At 60.5% G+C, this 17606-nt stretch carries 16 protein-coding genes and 1 pseudogene; 6 read left to right on the top strand and 11 right to left on the bottom strand.

The window, feature by feature from the left end:
• Window positions 1-77 precede the first annotated feature (77 nt).
• Window positions 78-974 carry a helix-turn-helix domain-containing protein gene (locus I3J13_RS19195; RefSeq protein ID WP_196379899.1) on the top strand — a complete coding sequence of 299 codons (897 nt, stop codon included), beginning with the start codon at window positions 78-80 and terminating at the stop codon, window positions 972-974.
• 144 nt (window positions 975-1118) lie between these two features.
• On the opposite strand, the gene I3J13_RS19190 is transcribed toward I3J13_RS19195, so the two are convergent.
• The gene (locus I3J13_RS19190) at window positions 1119-1973 is read right to left on the bottom strand and encodes an AraC family transcriptional regulator (RefSeq protein ID WP_196379834.1); all 855 of its coding nucleotides are present in this window, start codon (window positions 1971-1973) and stop codon (window positions 1119-1121) included.
• Between the two features lie 123 nt (window positions 1974-2096).
• On the opposite strand from I3J13_RS19190, the gene I3J13_RS19185 reads away from it, so the two are divergent.
• Both I3J13_RS19185 and I3J13_RS19180 read left to right on the top strand, forming a co-directional pair.
• Window positions 2097-3305, top strand: a complete 1209-nt coding sequence (locus I3J13_RS19185; RefSeq protein WP_196379833.1) for an MFS transporter — start codon at window positions 2097-2099, stop codon at window positions 3303-3305.
• Between the two features lie 85 nt (window positions 3306-3390).
• On the top strand, window positions 3391-4287 hold the full coding sequence (locus I3J13_RS19180; protein WP_196379832.1) for a LysR substrate-binding domain-containing protein: 897 nt from the start codon (window positions 3391-3393) through the stop codon (window positions 4285-4287).
• A 24-nt stretch (window positions 4288-4311) separates the two neighbouring features.
• Here I3J13_RS19180 and I3J13_RS19175 read toward each other — a convergent pair whose 3' ends face one another.
• The 10 genes from I3J13_RS19175 to I3J13_RS19130 all read right to left on the bottom strand — a co-directional run bounded on the left by I3J13_RS19175 (window position 4312) and on the right by I3J13_RS19130 (window position 14720).
• Window positions 4312-5592: a TRAP transporter large permease gene (locus I3J13_RS19175; RefSeq protein WP_196379831.1), complete on the bottom strand. Its 1281-nt coding sequence runs from the start codon at window positions 5590-5592 to the stop codon at window positions 4312-4314.
• A gap of 3 nt (window positions 5593-5595) precedes the next feature.
• Entirely contained in the window at window positions 5596-6147 is a 552-nt protein-coding gene (locus tag I3J13_RS19170; RefSeq protein ID WP_196379830.1) for a TRAP transporter small permease, read from the bottom strand.
• Window positions 6148-6276: 129 nt separating this feature from the next.
• Window positions 6277-7272 carry a DctP family TRAP transporter solute-binding subunit gene (locus I3J13_RS19165; RefSeq protein WP_196379829.1) on the bottom strand — a complete coding sequence of 332 codons (996 nt, stop codon included), beginning with the start codon at window positions 7270-7272 and terminating at the stop codon, window positions 6277-6279.
• 22 nt (window positions 7273-7294) lie between these two features.
• A complete protein-coding gene (locus I3J13_RS19160) occupies window positions 7295-8197 on the bottom strand; it encodes an NAD(P)-dependent oxidoreductase (RefSeq protein ID WP_196379828.1) in 903 nt (300 codons plus the stop codon).
• Between the two features lie 12 nt (window positions 8198-8209).
• Window positions 8210-8512 (bottom strand): putative quinol monooxygenase, encoded by a 303-nt coding sequence (locus tag I3J13_RS19155; RefSeq protein ID WP_206696250.1) that lies wholly within the window; start codon window positions 8510-8512, stop codon window positions 8210-8212.
• A 17-nt stretch (window positions 8513-8529) separates the two neighbouring features.
• Window positions 8530-9888 carry an NAD(P)H-dependent oxidoreductase gene (locus tag I3J13_RS19150; RefSeq protein ID WP_196379826.1) on the bottom strand — a complete coding sequence of 453 codons (1359 nt, stop codon included), beginning with the start codon at window positions 9886-9888 and terminating at the stop codon, window positions 8530-8532.
• A gap of 262 nt (window positions 9889-10150) precedes the next feature.
• Window positions 10151-11164, bottom strand: coding sequence for a LacI family DNA-binding transcriptional regulator (locus I3J13_RS19145; protein ID WP_196379898.1), 1014 nt, complete (start codon window positions 11162-11164; stop codon window positions 10151-10153).
• A gap of 116 nt (window positions 11165-11280) precedes the next feature.
• Complete coding sequence (locus I3J13_RS19140) at window positions 11281-12291, bottom strand: D-altritol 5-dehydrogenase (RefSeq protein WP_196379825.1); 1011 nt, start codon at window positions 12289-12291, stop codon at window positions 11281-11283.
• Window positions 12292-12307: 16 nt separating this feature from the next.
• Window positions 12308-13078 carry a galactitol 2-dehydrogenase gene (locus I3J13_RS19135; RefSeq protein ID WP_196379824.1) on the bottom strand — a complete coding sequence of 257 codons (771 nt, stop codon included), beginning with the start codon at window positions 13076-13078 and terminating at the stop codon, window positions 12308-12310.
• Window positions 13079-13406: 328 nt separating this feature from the next.
• Window positions 13407-14720, bottom strand: coding sequence for an ABC transporter substrate-binding protein (locus I3J13_RS19130; RefSeq protein WP_196379823.1), 1314 nt, complete (start codon window positions 14718-14720; stop codon window positions 13407-13409).
• Between the two features lie 312 nt (window positions 14721-15032).
• Between I3J13_RS19130 and I3J13_RS19125 the strand changes: the two genes are divergently transcribed.
• From I3J13_RS19125 to I3J13_RS19115, 3 genes and pseudogenes are all read left to right on the top strand, one after another.
• Window positions 15033-16040 (top strand): tagatose kinase, encoded by a 1008-nt coding sequence (locus I3J13_RS19125; RefSeq protein WP_196379822.1) that lies wholly within the window; start codon window positions 15033-15035, stop codon window positions 16038-16040.
• Complete coding sequence (locus tag I3J13_RS19120; protein ID WP_142780343.1) at window positions 16037-17314, top strand: D-tagatose-bisphosphate aldolase, class II, non-catalytic subunit; 1278 nt, start codon at window positions 16037-16039, stop codon at window positions 17312-17314. The genes I3J13_RS19125 and I3J13_RS19120 overlap by 4 nt, the downstream gene beginning before the upstream one ends.
• Before the next feature lie 66 nt (window positions 17315-17380).
• Window positions 17381-17606: pseudogene (locus I3J13_RS19115) on the top strand (sugar ABC transporter permease); the annotation flags it as partial.

Below are 17606 nucleotides of genomic sequence, written 5' to 3'. Positions count from 1 at the left end.
CCCTTTTTCAATTGCCGTTCTTCAGCGAACATGGGCACATTAGCGGCGGCAGGAAATCTGTCTCGTAAAAAGGGAACATCGATTTGGCGGAAAGTAAGATTGCCGAAAGAGCCTTCTACCAGCCGGGTGCGAGCAGCATCGAAGGCATGCCAACAACGCTTCAGCTTTTTCACAATCATCCGCCCATCATGCTCAGGCCTCACTGGCACGCGCAGGTGGAGGTGAATTACGTCATGTCGGGGTCGGTGCATTACCGCATGGGCGACCATGACATGACGCTCAACGCCGGCCAGATGTGCATCTTCTGGGGCGGCCAGCCGCATCAGATGGACCATTCCTCCGACGATTCCTTTTATGCCGGCGCGCATCTGCCGCTTGTGCATTTCTTTCGCATGCGCCTGCCGGCCGCCGTTTCCAGCCAGTTGATGGGCGGTGCGACGATGGTGAGTGCCGAGACGGACAGGGCCGATGTGGAAAATTTCGGCCGCTGGTTCCGTTACGTCACCTCGGGCGATCCGGCGAAAGCCCAGCACGCGGTGGAGGAACTGCTGCTCCGGGTCGAGCGGATGTTTCTGGAGCCTTACTCCGTCATATCCTCCGCTCTCGATGGAAAACGCAGACAGGATGACGAGGGCATGGCGCCGTCCATCGGTGTGGTGCGCATGTGCGACTTCATCGCCGCCAATTTTCTCGACGATATCGACGCGACCGATATTGCCCGTGCCGCATCGCTGCATCCGAAATATGCGATGAACCTGTTTCGCAAATCCACGGGCATGACGCTGATCAAATATCTCACCCTGCTCCGGCTTTCCCGCGCTCAGGCGATGCTGATGACCGGCAAGGACAATATCCTGCAAATCGCCATGGAAAGCGGCTTCGGCTCGGTCAGCGCCTTCAACAAGGCGTTTCGCCAGATATCAGGCATGTCGCCTTCCGATTTCCGCCGCGACATGCGCGCGACTGCGGCTTAGGGTACCCTCCTCATTCCTGTGCTCGTCACAGGAATCCAGCCGACGCGCGTCTGCGCGGCGAAAAGAGTCCTTCCAGCCCAAGGACTTGGTCTGGCTGGATCCCTGTGACGAGCACAGGGATGAGGGTGAGTGAGCACCCCAACCCTAACCACCCATCTCTTCAAAATCGGAAAAAGCAGCGCTGCGCTGCCGCGCCGCCTGCCGATAGGCCCTTGGTGAACTGCCCAGCATTCGCCGGAACATGGTGGTGAAAGCCGGGATGTTTTCATAACCGGCATCCAGCGCCACATTCGTCACCGCTTCGCCTGCTGCCAGTCTCGGCAGGGAGGCGAAGATACAGGCCTGCTGGCGCCAGGTGACGAAACTCAACCCCAATTCCTTGCGGAACAGCCGCGTAAACGAGCGGCGGCTGATGCCCATGGCCGCGGCCCAGTCGTCGATCTCCACCCGGGCCACCGGCTTTTTCAGGAAGTCACGGCAGAGCGCCGCCAGACGCTGATTATCGGGAAAAGGCAGCCCGAGCGGCCGTTCCGGCAGGCGGTTCACCTCATCCAGCAGCAGCGCCCGCACAAGGCCCTGCCGGTGGAATGCCGAGGGCTGGTGCTCCTCGACCAGCAGTTCCGCAATCAGGCTGGAGGCAAGATCGGTTATTTCCACCACCCTTGGCGCACCGGCATGGAAAAGGTCCGGGTGAACATAGATCGAGTGCATCTCCACCGTGGAAATGGTCTCGGCCTCATGTTGCAACCCGGCGGGGATGAGCAGTCCATGACCGGGCGGTATCATCCAGCGCCCGTCCGCGGTGCTGACCAGCACGACACCTTGCCGGGCGCACCAGATCTGCACCCGGCTGTGGCTGTGGGGCGGGGTGCGGTGCCCGGTGGGATAAACGCGGCAAAGCGCCAGCACCGGCTCATTGGTGCCGTCGATCAATTTCAGGCTGCGTTCATGCTCGTCCTGCGTCACGCTCCAGGGCTGCCGCGATTTGATTTTTGCCATTTGGCCCACTCACAAAGAAAATCGTCCAGAACACAAATGCAGGCCAGAAACAATATGAATAAAAGCGGGAAGAAATAAAGACATGTTTCCCGCCTTCCGCCGGGAACCGAAGAGGACTTCATCATGGCCACTGTTACCAGCGCCAGCACCAGCACCGGGTTTAACCCGCAACGCACGGCGTTTTCGATCATCGCAGCCGCCAGCTTCTGCCACATGCTGAACGACATCATGCAATCGCTGCTGACGTCGCTTTACCCGCTGCTGAAGGCGAATTACGCGCTCGATTTCATGCAGATCGGCCTGCTTACCTTCGCTTTTCAGGTCACCGCCTCGCTGCTGCAGCCGGTTGTCGGCATGGTGACGGACCGCTGGCCCATGCCGTTTTCCCTGCCCGTCGCCATGCTGTCCACCTGCGCCGGCCTCATCACGCTCGCCTTCGCCCATAGTTTCGAGGTTCTGGTGATCGGCGCCTGCCTCATCGGCATCGGTTCGGCGATCTTCCATCCGGAAGCCTCCCGCGTGGCGCGTCTCGCATCCGGCGGCCGTCATGGTCTGGCGCAGTCATTCTTCCAGGTGGGCGGCAATACCGGCACGGCCATCGGCCCGCTGCTCGCAGCCTTCATCGTCATCCCGCTCGGCCAGTCCAGCCTCAGCTGGTTCTCGCTGATCGCGCTCCTCGGCTTCGGCGTGCTTTCCTGGGTTGGCGTCTGGTACACCCGCCACCGCCGCGCAACCGTCGGCAAGGCCCCCGCGAGCCGCACCCTTCCGCTGGCACGTGGCACCGTGATCATGACGCTTCTGGTGCTGGTGGTTCTGACCGCCACCAAGAATGCCTATCTCGCCAGCCTGTCCAGCTACTTCACCTTCTACACCATCGACAAGTTCGGTCTTGGTGTTCAGGACGCGCAGGTTCTGCTGTTCCTCTTCCTCGGCGCTTCGGCACTGGGCGTGTTCTTCGGCGGCCCGATCGGCGACCGTTTCGGCTCGCGCGTCGTCATCTGGTTCTCGATCCTCGGCGTCATTCCCTTCGCGCTGCTGCTGCCCTATGCCAACCTGTTCTGGACGGCCATTCTCGTCGTCGTCATCGGCTTCGTGTTCTCCTCCGCTTTCTCGGCCATCGTCGTGTTCGCGCAGGAACTGGTGCCGGGCCGCGTCGGCCTCATCGCCGGCATGTTCTTCGGTTTCGCCTTCGGTTTCGGCGGCATCGGTGCTGCGGTTCTGGGTGTTTATGCGGATAAGGAAGGCATCGAATTCGTCTACCGCATATGCTCCTACATGCCGCTGCTCGGCCTGCTCACGGTGTTCCTGCCGAAACTGCCGAGCCACCGCTAAAAGCCTCGCGTTCAACGCTTTTCAACACGGCGGTCACCTGTGATACTCAGGTGACCGCCGTATTCCGTTGAGCAAAGCCCTACCCATGCAAATCCCGATAAAATCGATCCTCGTTTTCCACGCCGCGGCAAGGGCGGGCAGCATTTCACGGGCGGCGGAAGAGTTGAGCGTCACGCCTTCGGCCGTTTCCCAGCAAATCCAGTTACTGGAGGGCCAGCTCGGCACGACACTGATGGCGCGAACCGGCCGCAAGGTGACATTGACGGAAGCGGGCGAGCGGTATTTTTCGATGATAACCGCCCAGATCGAGCAGATATCAGATGCCACCGACAGCATTCGCGGCTTCCGCTCGGTCACCACGCTGACAATCCGGGCGACGCCGACCATATCCAACAAATGGCTGCTGCCGCGTCTCGGCTCGTTTCTGGAAGAACATCCCGAACTTGAAGTACGCCTCGACGGCACCAACGAGCCGACCGACTTTTCGCAGGAACTCGTCGATATAGAGCTGCGCCATGGCGACGGCCGCTGGCCGGGCCTCTTCGTGGAAGGGCTGGTGGAGGAGGAATTCCTGCCGGTGTCATCCCCGGATTACGCCGCCGCTGCGAGCCTTCAGGCCGCCGATCTGCTGGATCTGCGGCTCATTCATTCGGTGAAGGCGCAGGCACAGTGGACGCACTGGTTTCCAATGGCGGGCGTGCATTCTGACAAAAGATGGCGGCGTGTGCTGTTCGACCGCAGCCATATGGCCATCGATGCCGCTGCCGGTGGCCTGGGCGTCGCGCTGGAAAGCACGCTGATGATGGAACGGGAACTTACGACCGGCGCGCTTATCTGCCCGGTCATCGACGCGCCACGCATCAAGCTCGTTACCCAATGGATCGTTTGCCCGCATTCCCATCTGCGGCAGAGAAAAGTAACGCTGTTTCTGGAGTGGATGCGAAAACAACGCGACGAGTGGCGTGCCCGTCGCGTTGTCTGATTTTACAGTTCTGCTCTTCCCGTTTCAATAAAGCCCCATCAGCCGTATCGGCCCAAGCGTCAGCACCGGGAAAAGCACCAGCGCGAAGATAGCGAGCGTCAGCACCGTCATCGGCGCCAGCGAACCGCGAATGACATCCTCGATCTTCATATTCGCCACCTGTGCAGCCGCAAACAGGCAGACCCCCACCGGCGGCGTCACCAGCCCGAGCGTCAGCGTCATGACAGTCACGATCAGGAAATGGATCGGATCGATGCCCAGCGCCTCCACCGGCGGCATCAGCACCGGGATGAGGATGAACATCGCCGGAATCGCTTCCATGAAGATGCCGATGATCAGCAGGAACACGAAGATGACAAGCATTCCCGACATGGGCCCGAGATTCATGGCCTTCAGGAGATCGGCCACCTGTTCGGGCAGCCCATCGAAGGTGAAGACCCAGGCGGCGAGCTGCGAGGTTGCGGCGATGAACAGGATGGTTCCCGAGATACGTGCCGTCGAGATCAATATTTCCGGCAGTTCGCGTACCGGCAGGGTGCGATAAACGATGACGCCAAGCACCGCCACATAAACCACCGCGATGGCTGCGGCCTCCGTCGGCGTGAACAGGCCGCTGGCAATGCCGATGATGAGGATCAGCGGCGTCAGCATCGGCAGGATGGCGCGCAGGCCCGTGACGACGACCAGACGAAAATTGAACGGCGTCGGCGGATTGTAACCGTAATGCACCGAATAGAAGTGGTTGAAGACCAGAAAGGCGAAGGCGATGAAAAGGCCGGGCACCAGACCCGCGATCAGCAGCGTGCCGATCGACACGTTGGCGATGGAACCGGCAATCACGATCAGGATCGACGGCGGAATGATCGAGGAAAGCGTCGAGGTGCAAAGCGTCATGCCGACGGCATAGCCCTTCGGAAAGCCATGCCGCTCCATGGCCTTGATCTCGATGGCGCCGACCGAGGCGATATCGGCGACGGAGGAGCCGGAGACACCGGAAAAGATGACCGAAGAGATGACATTGACGTGGCCCAGCCCACCGGGAAGCCAGCCGACCATGGCTTCGGCGAAATCGAAGATACGCTCCGCCACACGTCCCCGCTCCATGACGGTGCCGACGAGGATGAAAAGCGGCACGGCGACAAGGAGGAAGGAGTTCATCGACGAGAACATCGTCTGTGACAGCAGGTCCATGGGCATGGAGGTGAAGAGCCACAGCGTACCGACACTGGCGAGCGCCAGCGCGATGGCAAGCGGCACGCCGAGCATGCTGAGACCGAAAAAGGCGACGAGAAGAAAGACCGACATGGCTCAATGTCCTGCTGAAATGGAGATATCGGCATGGGCGATCTCATCCGCCGGCAGACCAAGCTCGGGAAGCGCGATGAGCTCCCGGCGGCTGCGCAGCGATTCGATGATGGCCAGCACGGCGATGATGGCGGAGACCGGCAACACGATGCCGATGGTCCACATGGGGATCGGCAGGGTGGCGGCGGTCTCGTTCATCATGATCTGCTGGCGCACCATGGTCAGGCCCGTCCAGCCCATCATGCCGAAGAAGAACACCGAGGAACCGACATAGATCGGCACCGCCAGCCGCCGGAAGAAGCGGTGAAACAGCACCAGAAACACCACGACACGGGCGCTTTCAACGGTGCGGAAGCCGGCGGCGAGGCCGAGGAACACCATCCAGATGAAGAGGAAACGCGTCGCCTCCTCCGTCCAGGGAAGCGGGCTGCCGGCAAGGCGGCCGATGACCTGAAGAAGAACGACGATGAGAATGCCGGCACAGGCTGCCCCTGCGGCCACATCGGCGGTGACTTTAACGATGGTGCCGAGCACCGAAGGTTTCGTATCGTTCATGACAATACCCTTCCACTGCTGAAACCGGATATCCGGTAAAACGAATGCCACCCTGCCTCTGCGGCAAAGCAACCCTTGCTGACGTTGGGGAAGGCCGGATAAAAATCCGGCCTTCCCTGTGCGAAAACGTCAGTTCGTCTTGAGGAAAGCCTGCGTCTTGTCGAAGAACGCCTGATCTTTCACCAGCGCGGAGAACTTTGCCGAAAGACCGGCCGCCACCGCCACGAAAGCCTTGCGTTCGTCGTCGGTCAGCGTGTTCACCTCCATGCCGTTCTTCTTCAGCGTCTCGAGCGACTTGTCGATATCGGCAGCGTCGTTCTGCGCCTTCCAGGCTTCGGTCTCGGTGGCTGCTTCCTTCAGCGCGGTCTTGAAGTTCTCATCGAGACCTTCGAAGCGGGCCGGGTTCATGCCCAGCACCCAGGCGTCAGCAATGTGATTGCTGATTGTCAGATATTTCTGCACTTCGTAAAGCTTGGCGCTGACCGGCACGTTGACCGGATTTTCCTGTCCGTCGACGACTTTCAGCTGGAGAGCATTATAGACCTCGGCAAAGGCCATCGGCGTCGGAGCCGCACCCATGGCGCCGAAGAATTCGACCCAGAGCGGATTGTTCGGCACACGCAGCTTCATGCCCTTGAGATCGGCCGGCGATTTGATCGGCGCCTTGGAATTGGTGATCTGGCGCAGCGGCCGCGACCAGAGATCGAGCCCGAGAATGCCAATCTTGCTGAGATCGGTGGAAAGCTCCTTGCCGAGATCGCTGTCGAGATAGACCCTGAGCTGATCGATATCGCGGAATTGGTAGGGAATGGCGATGGCCGTGAACTTCGGATTGAAGGTGGCGTAAAGCGAGGTCGAGTTCAACAGCATGTCCAGCGAACCGCCGGCCAACTGCTTGACGCCCGCCGAAGGATCGCCGCCATAAAGCGTGCCGTTCGGAAACACCTTGATCTTGAGCTTGCCGTCGGTCTTTTTCGAAACGATCTCGGCAAACTTGTTGGCGGCGAGCGTGATTTCGGAATTGTCGGCATCCGGCGTCGAAAGTGTCAGCGTTTCCGCCTGTGCGATGGATGCCACGAGCATGGTGGCGGCCAGAACCAGACCGTAAAGTTTTGAAATTTTCATGTGTTCCTCCCTTTGTTGTGTCTCAAATGGTTTCGAGCGTTCCTCCGAACGCATTCATGCGCTTAATTTCAAGGATCACACCGCTGTGATCAAGCTCGCCCGCGCCATGCTCGACCATGGAGCGGAACAGCCGGTCAACCTCCTCGCCGACCGGTAGTCTGAGGCCCCGGCTTCTGGCGAAGGCCAGCGCCGTGGACGTATCCTTCACCTGATATTTCGCCGGCCCGCCGGGACGGAAATCGCCTTCCACCATACGTTTTCCGTGCTGGCGGAAGACGGTGGAATCGGCAAAGCCGCCAAGCAGGGCGTGGCGCACCTGCGCCGGGTCCGCTCCCCCCTCTTCCACGAGGGTCAGAGCTTCGGCGACGGCGCAGATTGTCGAGGCGACGATCAACTGATTGGCGAGCTTGGCCAGAGAACCGCAGCCCACCGGACCGACATGGGTGACGCGCCCCAGACAACCGAGGAGCGGCCGCAGCGCATCCACATCCTGTTGTTCGCCGCCAGCCATGATGGCGAGCGTTCCCTCGATCGCTCCCTTTTCACCGCCGGATACGGGCGCATCGACATATCTGACCCCGCATGCCCTTGCCGCCTCCGCCTGTTCCATTGCGATCTCAACGGGAATGGAACTCATGACCAGAAGAACCGCACCGGGCCTCATGGCTGAAACAACGCCCGAGGAGCCGAGCAGAACCTCGTTGCAGACCGGCCCGGAACTCAGCATGCAGAGCACGGCATCCGCTTCAGACACAGCCTCGGCAGCCGTTGCCGCCGCCAGCACGCCCTTCTCCGCCAGAACCGCAGCTTTTTCAGCGCTGCGGTTCCAGACCTTGACGGAAAATCCGGCTTCCGCCAGACGCGCCGCCATGGGGGCACCCATGATACCCGTTCCGATAACGGCGATCCGACGGATGTCTGCCATCGTTCCCATCCTTCAAAGCCATTGCCGGTTCAGGAAACGCACCGGCAGTTCTTCATCGATAAGGGCGGGAAACGCCTCGCGAAACCGGTCGAGATGCGGTGTTTTGAGATGGTCGTCGAAAGCCTGCCTATCGTCATAGACCTCGTAGAACACCACGTTGTTTCCGGTTTCCGGCCGCACCACGTCGAATTGCCGGCAACCCGGTTCATCCCGAACCGAATGGGTGGCGTCATCGCGCGCGGCGTCGAGAAAGGCATCCATCGCGTCAGGCTTCACCCGAAATTCCGCGATTACCACGAAAGCTCCCTTCGGCATGTCCCGTTCTCCGTCCATTACGCGGCTGCGTCTTTTTGCGGACGGAAGCGGTTTTCCATGTCCTGACGCAGCTTCACCACATCGAGGTCGTTCACCAGCTCCACATCGTCGAAGCTGACAATCTGGTCCTTCTTGATGGCGCGCTTCAGCTTGACATTATGCGCGAGGCCAATCGGCAGCGCCTTCATATCGAGGCTGCGGGTGGCCGGAATGGCGTTCGCCCAGACCGCGTAACCGCCCTCGCCGTCCAGCATCTCGCCGGGCTGCATGTCTTTCTTCGCCGTGGCGACGGCATCGCCGCGGAACTCCTTGGAGCAACCGGTGGCCTCGTTGCGCAGCACAGCGGAGAGCACGCTGATCGATGTTTCGAGACCGATAATGTGGAACGGACGCCACATGGAGGCGTACCAGCCGGATGGGTCGGTCAGCAGGCCATATTGCTTGAAGCAAGCGCGGGCATATTCATTATGCGCCTTGAAGGTGACGAAAACGCCGTAGCGAATGTTGTTGGACACCTCGCGTCCATCCGGCTCCTGGCTCGCAGCAATATCGACCAGACCGGAGCGCGACATACGGCCGCCATCGGCAGCGGGGCGGAAGACGCGGGCGAGATCGTGCAGGCCGGCGGGCGGGAAGGCCAGACCGTCATCCGGGCAATCCAGCCCCGTGCCGTTGGCGACCGCCGCCATTTCGATGGCCGCCTTGGTGCCGTCGGTGAAGGAATTATACATTTTCGGGTTGAAGTCGCCCTTGGCCACTTCCTCGTCGGTCCAGCCGAAATAACCCCAGACCGTGTCCGGCGTCGAATAACGATAACGCGGCTCGAAATTCATGCCCTTGCCGGCGGAGACGACCTCGAAACCGGTGGCGCGCGCCCAGTCCACCAGCTCGCAGATCAGCGCCGGCTGGTCGCCGTAAGCCATCGAATAGATGAGGCCCTTGGCGCGGGCCTTTTCAGCAAGGATCGGCCCGACCATGACATCGGCTTCGACATTGACCATGACGACATGTTTGTTGTGGTCGATGGCCCCGAGCGCATGGCGCGCGCCGGCCAGCGGATGGCCGGTGGCCTCGATCACGCATTCGATCTCGCCGCAGGCGAAAAGCTCGTTCACATCGTCGGTCACATAGGTCTTGCCGCTCTTCAGCGCCTCGGCGCAGCTCTTCGCATCGTAGCGCTCCTTCGGCCAGCCGACGCGATCCAGCGATTCCTTCGCCTTGCCGACATTGAGGTCTGCGACCGCGACCATGTGGAAACCGGCAATGCGCTGCGCCTGCGCCAGCACCATGGAGCCGAACTTGCCGGCGCCGATGAGGCCGACCCGCACGGGTTTGCCGCCGGCTGCACGCGCTGACAGAAGAGAATAGAGATTCATGTTTTGACATCCTTCGCTGGGGAAATTGCTGGCGAGAATGTCCAGTCAGCCCGGCGAAGGCCATGCGATACCCAGGCTGCGAAGGCTCTCCCCTCGCGGCACGGACGGCATGACAATCCAACGTTCCTCCCGGATACCGGCACGCCTTTGCGCCGGCTCTCGCGGTCGCCTCCCAAAGCAACCTTGAAAACAGAGTAGGAGCGTTCAAATATTAGTTCTATTTAGAAAATCAGATTTTTTGTTTAGCTTATCTAACAAATCATCAGGCCGATTTGCGCAGCATCAGATCGGCACTGAGAAGGATGCGCTCGCGCATCCGCGTCGTGTCATCCGCCTCTTCGTCCAGCTTCTGTAACAGAAGCTCGATCGACAGCCTGCCGATCTCGTTATAGTTCTGCGCCACCGTGGTAATCGGTGGGCAGGCATAACGCGACAGCGGATGATCGTCATGGCCGGCGACCCTGAGGTCGTAATCCGCACCATGGCCGACCCTGATGCCCTTCTGGAAGGCGGCGGCGATGACACCGAAGGCGATACGGTCGTTGGCGCACAGAATCGTGCGCGATGGCAGAGCCCCCGCCCCTTCCAGCAACCTGCCCGCTTCATCGAAAGCGAAACGCTCGAAATCCCAGGTGACAATATCCGGAACGTTGATCACCTGCGGCTCGAAACCAAGGCGCCGCATGGCCTCCTCATAGGCGGTGCGACGGGTGGCGGCATTGGTATTGACCTGCGGCATGTCGAAGAAACAGGGCGGCTCGCCCGAGCGGCAGAGATAATCCACCATCAGCCCGACACTCTGGCGATTGTCGGTGCCGACAAAGGCCGAGGTCTCATCGAGCGGCGAATCGACATAAACGATCGGAATGCTGGCCGCGAGCTGCTCCAGCGTGGCGCGGTGGGATTTGACGCCGAGAGGCGCGATGATCGCGCCGGCGACATTCATCGACTTGAAGGTGCGGATAGCCCGGTCCTCGATTTCCGCCTTGCCGTCGGATGACAGCACGAAGGCAAGAAACCCCGCCTCGTTGGCGATGAGCTCGATACGGCTCGTCAGCGCCATATAGAAGGGATCGGTGGAATTCGGGATGATGATGCCGATGATATTGGAACGGCGGCGGTTGAGATTGACGGCGAAAATATTGGGCCGGAAACCCGATTTCTTCAGCGCATCCTCGATGGCGTCCCGGGTCTTCTTGCGGACCGAGGCCGGATCATTGAAGTATTTCGAAACAGTCGGGCGGGAAAGGCCGACGAATTCCGAAAACTCTTCCATCGTCCTGATAGATTTGGCCAAAGTGCTTGCCCCCATGAACTATTACATGTGGTACTTTATATCGACCGGCCTTCGCACGAAAAGCCGGTCGACTGCGGTTATCAACCACCAAACGATCATTCGGCTGCAAATTGCACTTTCATGGTGGCCGGATCGGATGGTTTCTTCGTAAAGAACGGCAGCATCTCCGAAAGCGGCAGCCGGTGCGAGACGAGCCGCGCCATGACATCGCCATCCGTTTCCAGAATGGCGAGCGCCTGCGGTATGTTGCGGTTCAGCGAATGCGAACCGACAAGCTTGAGCTGACGGCGGAAGATTTCGAAGGGCGCAACCGAAATGCGGGCATCCGGCGCGCAGACGCCGAAGAACAGCGCCGTGCCGCCATCGGCAACCAGCGGGATCATCGCTTCCGCAACGGGTGCGATTCCGGTCGCATCGGCGACGACATCGAAAGACTTCTGTTGCCGCAGGAGCGCTTCCGAACCGGAAACCGCCACCTGAAGCCCGAGACCTTCGGCAAAAGCCAGCCTGCTTTCGTTGATATCGGCAATCGTCACCGTCTCGATGCCGCGCGCTTTCAGCGACAGGGCAAGCAGCAGGCCGATGGGACCGGCGCCAAAAACCAGCGCATTTTCAGCCACCGTTCCGTTCTCGCCGATACCCGCGCTCTGCATACCGTTGACGACGCAGGCAAGCGGTTCGGCCAGCGCCGCGATATGATAGGGCATGGAACCGATGCCATGCAGGTGACCAGCGTGTACGACGCTGAATTCCGCGAAACCGCCATTATGGGAAACCCCATAGGCCTTCAGCGTGCTGCAAAGATTGGTCAGCCCCTTCCTGCAACTCGGGCAGGTGCCACACGGCAGATTGGGATCGACCACCACCCGGTCGCCGGCCTTTATGCCCGAAACATCGGCGGCCACGGCCGCGACTTCACCGGCATATTCATGCCCCGGAATGACCGGAAAGGCACCGTCGCCATAACGTGCGTGGAGCACATCGATATCGGTGTGGCAAAGCCCCGAAGCCTTGACCCGCACGAGCGCGTGGCCCGGCGGAAGATTGGCAACGGGAACTTCCGCCAGAACGGCCTGTCCCTTCTCGACGAATTGAATGGCATGCATGGTCATCTCCGGCTTTTCAGCTCATCCAGTTGCCGCCGTCGACATTATATGTCTGGGCGAGAATATAGTCGCTGTCGGAAGAGGCGAGGAAAACCGCCAGCCCCTTGATGTCGTCAGGCGTCGCAAAACGCCCGATCGGCACGGATTTCGCCACCGCCGCCTTCTTCTCACCCGGCTTCAGGCCTTCCCATTTGGCAAATTCCGCATCGACCACTTCCCAATGCTCGCCATCCACCACGCCGGGCGCAATGGCGTTGACATTGATGCCGTGCTTGACGAGCGCCAGCGCCGCCGACTGCGTGGCGGAAATGATCGCCGCCTTGGAAGCGCAATAAAGCGTGACGAGCGCTTCGCCGCGACGGCCGGCCTGGCTCGCCATATTGATGATCTTGCCACCGCGCGCCCGCTCGATCATCACATTCGAGACCGCCTTCATCATGAACAACGGTCCCTTGAGATTGATGTCGAAGACCCGCTCATAACTCTTTTCGGTAATGCCGTTGATCGGCGCCATATCGAAGATCGCGGCATTGTTGACGAGAATGTCGATGCCGCCAAATTCCTCATCCACCGCCTTTACCACGGCGTCGATCTCGGAAAGATCGGTCACATCCAGCTTCACGGCCTTGGCTGCAGGGCCGATGGCGGCGGCGGAAGCCGTCGCCCGGGCGATATCGATATCGGCGATAATCACCTTCGCACCTTCATCGGCAAAAGCCTGCGCGAAACCAAGGCCGATGCCGCGGGCGGCGCCGGTGATCAGCGCGACCTTGTTCTTCAATCTCATGTCGATCTCCGTGATGCATGGTGGGCACTGGATGAACCCGGTCATGCGTTTGTTGTTAGATGCATTTTTTCCGGCAAACCCGAACACGGTACACCGGGTAAAGATTTGATATGCCAGCGCACCCCACACTCCCTCATTCCTGTGCTTGTCACAGGAATCCAGTCGACGCGCGTCGGCGCGGCGGAAGGAGTCTTTTTCAGCCCAAGGACTTGGGCTGGCTAGATTCCTGTGACAAGCACAGGAATGAGGAAGCAGGTGCTGTAACTCACACTCCACCCATGCCGCCCGCCCCCGAAAGGCGAACGGGCGGCACGCCGGGAGGACGCGGCTACTTGATGTAGCCCGCGCGGGTCATGTCACGTTCGACCTGTTTCTGCGCGCCTTCGAGCGCCGCATCGACGGTCTGCTGGCCGGAAAGGGCAGCCGCGATCTGCTGGCCGACAACCGTGCCGATGGACTGGAATTCCGGTATGGCGACGAACTGCACGCCGGTATAGGGCACCGGATCCTTGGTCGGCTTGGACGGATCGGCCGACATGATCGCCTTCAGCACCGTATCCGCAAAGGGCGCAGCCTTCTTGTATTCCGGCAGCTCATATGTGGATTTGCGCGTGCCCGGCGGCACCGCCACCCAGCCTTCACTTTCACCAACCGTCTTCACATAGTCCTTCGAGGTCGCCCATTTCACGAAGGACTTGGCGGTTTCGAGCTTCTTCGTGGTGTTCGGAATGGCGAGGTTCCACGACCAGGACCAGCTCGAGCCGTTCGGCGTCACTTCGACTGGAGCGCGCGTGAAAGCGGTCTTGTCGGCAACCTGGCTTTGCTTGGGGTCATAAACGCGGCCCGCCGCCGAAGTGGCGTCGATCCACATGGCGCAACGGCCGGATGAAAACAGCGTCTGGTTCTCGTTGAAGCCGTTAGCGGCCGCGCCGGGCGGGCCGTAAGACGTCATCAGTGCCACATAATCCGAGATCGCCTTTTTCCACGGCTCGCTCGTCAGCTGCGGTTTCCAGTCCATGTCGAACCAGCGGCCACCATAGGTGTTGATCATGGTGCCGAGGAAGGCCATGTTCTCGCCCCAGCCCGGCTTGCCGCGCAGGCAGATGCCATATTGCTGTTTCGACTTGTCAGTCAGCTTGGCGGCGAAATCCTTGATCTGGTCGTAGGTCGGATTGTCAGGCATTTTCAGGCCGGCCGCATCGAACAGGTCCTTGCGGTAAAGCGTGAACGAGCTTTCGGTGTAAAACGGCACCGCGTAAAGCTTGCCGTCGACAGTCAGGCCCTTTTTGATCGGATCAAGCAGATCGGCGTAATCGTAGTCGTCGCCGAGATCGTCGACCGGCGCCAGCCAGCCCTGCTTGCCCCAGATCGGCGCCTCGTAACCGCCAATGGTCATGATGTCGAACTGGCCGCCATTGGTAGCGATATCGGTGGTGACGCGTTCGCGCAGAACATTCTCTTCCAGCACGATCCAGTTGATCTTGTTGCCCGTCTCCTTCTCCCAGGCGCTGGAAAGCTTCTGCATGATGATCATGTCGCCATTGTTGACGGTGGCGATGTTGATTTCTTCCGCCTGCGCCAGACCGGCGAAAAGGCCGATGCCAACCACGGACGATGACAGAATTCCAATAAATTTGCTCATGAGACCCGCTCCTCCTTTACGGATGTCTACGCATAACAATACATGCGTAAATTTTTTATCTCGCAAAATCCGCTCTCTTGTCAACATCCGAAAATAAATCGGAGCATGGAGATATCGTCATCCGTGCCGATAAACCACTGTTTTAAAGCGGATAATACCATAAAAAATTATTTCCAGAGGCGTCTAGCTTGCTGCGACGCAACAAAATTTTCATCACATCATATATTGACGCGCGTAAATTTTTGAATGATATCCGAAAACTAGAAGCCCTCGGGACAGCGGATTTGCATCCGCCAAAAGGACGGGAGCCGAATGCATATGGAGGAGACGATGAGGCAGACATCCGCACTGGCGCCGCACACGAAAGGCCCGACCATCACGGCGGGGGAAATCCTCGTGGAAATCATGGCGACGACGGTGGGCGACGGCTTTCTGGAGCCGCAGGCGCTGATCGGCCCCTTCCCGAGCGGCGCGCCGGCCATCTTCATCGATCAGGTAGCGCGCTGCGGCGGAGCCGCCGGCATCATTGCGGCGGTGGGTGACGATGATTTCGGCCGTCTCAATGTCGAGAGGCTGCGCGGCGACGGCGTCGACGTCTCGGCCATCGCCACCATAGCCGACCGGCCGACGGGCAGCGCCTTCGTGCGTTACCGGGAAAACGGCGCACGGGACTTCGTTTTCAACATTGCCCATTCGGCGGCCAGCGAAACGCATATGACCGATGAAGCGCAGGCTCTTATCGAAAAAGCCGGCCATGTGCATGTCATGGGATCGGCCTTTGCGATTGCCGGCATTGGCGAAATCATTCTTGAGGCCATCAAAAGCGTCAGGGCGCGTGGCGGCTCGGTCTCTTTCGATCCCAACATCCGCAAGGAACTGGCGCAGGGCGACGCCGGCCGCAGGCTGATCGACGATCTGCTTGGTGTCACCGATCTTCTCCTGCCCTCCGGCGAGGAGCTTCAGGCGGCCTCCGGGCTGGATGACGAGGACGCGGCGATTGAAAAGCTGCTTGCCTCCGGTATCGGCGAGATCGTGCTGAAGCGCGGTGCGGATGGCGCAAGCCATTTCAGCCGCGCCCATGGGCGCATCGACGTCCCCGGCCTGCGGGTTCGCGAAATCGACCCGACCGGTGCCGGCGACTGTTTCGGTGCGACCTACCTCACCTGCCGCCGCCTGGGCATGCACCCCGGACAGGCGCTCGCCTATGCCAATGCCGCCGGCGCGCACAATGTCACCCGCCGCGGCCCGATGGAGGGCGCCGCCAGCCTTTCCGAACTCGACGCCTTTCTGGCCGCGCAACTGTCGGAGGAAATCCTGTGACCGGTATACTCGAAAATCTCGCCGCCGCGCGCCGCTCCGGCAAGCCCGCCGGCATCACCTCCGTCTGCTCCGCCCATCCCGTTGTTCTGCGCGCCGCAATCCGCCGCGCCGCCGCCGGTAGGACACCGGTGCTGATCGAGGCAACCTGCAATCAGGTCAATCATCTCGGCGGTTATACCGGTATGACGCCGCGGGACTTCGTCAGCTTCGTCAACAGCATTGCCGAGGAAGAAGGGTTGCCCCGCGAACTGGTGATTTTTGGCGGAGACCATCTCGGCCCCAATCCCTGGCGCAAGGAACCGGCCGAGGAAGCGCTGACAAAAGCCGCCGCCATGGTCGAGGCCTATGTGACGGCAGGTTTTCGCAAGATCCATCTCGATGCCTCGATGGGCTGCGCCGGTGAACCGGCGGCGCTGGACGACGACACGATAGCCAACCGCGCCGCCAAACTTGCGGCCGTCGCCGAAAAGGCCGCCGCGGCTGCCGGCCTGCCGAAACCGCTTTATATTCTCGGCACCGAGGTGCCGGTGCCAGGCGGGGCTGACCATGTGCTCGACACGGTCGCGCCGACGCAGCCGCAGGCGGCGCGCCAGACCATCGACCTTCACCGCGAAATATTCGCGCGACACGGCCTTTCCGATGCGTTCGAACGGGTCATCGCCTTTGTCGTGCAGCCCGGCGTGGAATTCGGCAGCGACAATGTCGTCGCTTACGATCCGCAAGCGGCCACCGCCTTGAGCGCCGTGCTGGACGCCGAACCGCAACTGGTCTTCGAGGCCCATTCCACCGATTACCAGACGCAGGCCGCCCTCACGACACTGGTATGCGATGGATATCCCATCCTGAAAGTGGGCCCCGGCCTGACCTTCGCCTATCGCGAGGCGCTTTACGCTCTCGATATGATCGCCTCCGAGATGATCGGCGATTATGGCGACCGTCCTTTGGCGCGCACCATGGAGGAGCTGATGCTTTCCTCACCCGGCGACTGGCGCGGACATTACCATGGCGATGACATCACGCTGCGATTGCAGCGCCACTACAGCTACAGCGACCGTATCCGCTATTACTGGACGCGGCCGGAAGCGCTTGCGGCCGTTTCCGCCTTGCATAAGGCGCTGGATGGGAAGACAATTCCCGAACCCCTGCTGCGCCAGTATCTCGGCGAATTGCCGCTCGCGGCAGTTGCAGGAAAGGATATGGAGGAGGTTCTGGTCGCGGCAGTGGATCAGGTGCTGGCGACCTACCATGCGGCGACGGGCGAAGATCGTCACTAAGACAATCGTTAAATTCGGATGCCCCGGCGGGAGACGTTGCGGGTATCGGTCAGGGAGGGGAAACTCATGGCAACCCGAAACACAAGCGGATTAGCGCGGGTTATGCTAGCGCCATCGGTGCTGCTGTTGCTGGTGTGGATGATCGTGCCTCTGGCGATGACCCTGTGGTTCTCGTTCCAGAACTACAATCTCCTCAACCCGGCCAATGTCAGCTTCGCCGGTCTGTTCAATTACCAGTATTTCTATACCGATCCGGCCTTCTTCCAGTCGATCTGGAACACGCTGCTGATCG

The sequence above is a fragment of the Agrobacterium leguminum genome (assembly GCF_015704895.1).
Classification (GTDB): domain Bacteria; phylum Pseudomonadota; class Alphaproteobacteria; order Rhizobiales; family Rhizobiaceae; genus Agrobacterium; species Agrobacterium leguminum.
The sequence above is the reverse complement of the archived record's forward strand: the minus strand, read 5'-3'. Positions and strand labels throughout refer to the sequence as shown.

Coding starts and splice junctions, on each gene's coding strand:
- I3J13_RS19130 (WP_196379823.1), bottom strand. CDS start 14,720: ATGAGCAAATTTATTGGAATTCTGTCATCGTCCGTGGTTGGCATCGGC.
- I3J13_RS19135 (WP_196379824.1), bottom strand. CDS start 13,078: ATGAGATTGAAGAACAAGGTCGCGCTGATCACCGGCGCCGCCCGCGGC.
- I3J13_RS19145 (WP_196379898.1), bottom strand. CDS start 11,164: ATGGAAGAGTTTTCGGAATTCGTCGGCCTTTCCCGCCCGACTGTTTCG.
- I3J13_RS19140 (WP_196379825.1), bottom strand. CDS start 12,291: ATGCATGCCATTCAATTCGTCGAGAAGGGACAGGCCGTTCTGGCGGAA.
- I3J13_RS19185 (WP_196379833.1), top strand. CDS start 2,097: ATGGCCACTGTTACCAGCGCCAGCACCAGCACCGGGTTTAACCCGCAA.
- I3J13_RS19160 (WP_196379828.1), bottom strand. CDS start 8,197: ATGGCAGACATCCGTCGGATCGCCGTTATCGGAACGGGTATCATGGGT.
- I3J13_RS19170 (WP_196379830.1), bottom strand. CDS start 6,147: ATGAACGATACGAAACCTTCGGTGCTCGGCACCATCGTTAAAGTCACC.
- I3J13_RS19155 (WP_206696250.1), bottom strand. CDS start 8,512: ATGCCGAAGGGAGCTTTCGTGGTAATCGCGGAATTTCGGGTGAAGCCT.
- I3J13_RS19175 (WP_196379831.1), bottom strand. CDS start 5,592: ATGTCGGTCTTTCTTCTCGTCGCCTTTTTCGGTCTCAGCATGCTCGGC.
- I3J13_RS19125 (WP_196379822.1), top strand. CDS start 15,033: ATGCATATGGAGGAGACGATGAGGCAGACATCCGCACTGGCGCCGCAC.
- I3J13_RS19180 (WP_196379832.1), top strand. CDS start 3,391: ATGCAAATCCCGATAAAATCGATCCTCGTTTTCCACGCCGCGGCAAGG.
- I3J13_RS19190 (WP_196379834.1), bottom strand. CDS start 1,973: ATGGCAAAAATCAAATCGCGGCAGCCCTGGAGCGTGACGCAGGACGAG.
- I3J13_RS19165 (WP_196379829.1), bottom strand. CDS start 7,272: ATGAAAATTTCAAAACTTTACGGTCTGGTTCTGGCCGCCACCATGCTC.
- I3J13_RS19150 (WP_196379826.1), bottom strand. CDS start 9,888: ATGAATCTCTATTCTCTTCTGTCAGCGCGTGCAGCCGGCGGCAAACCC.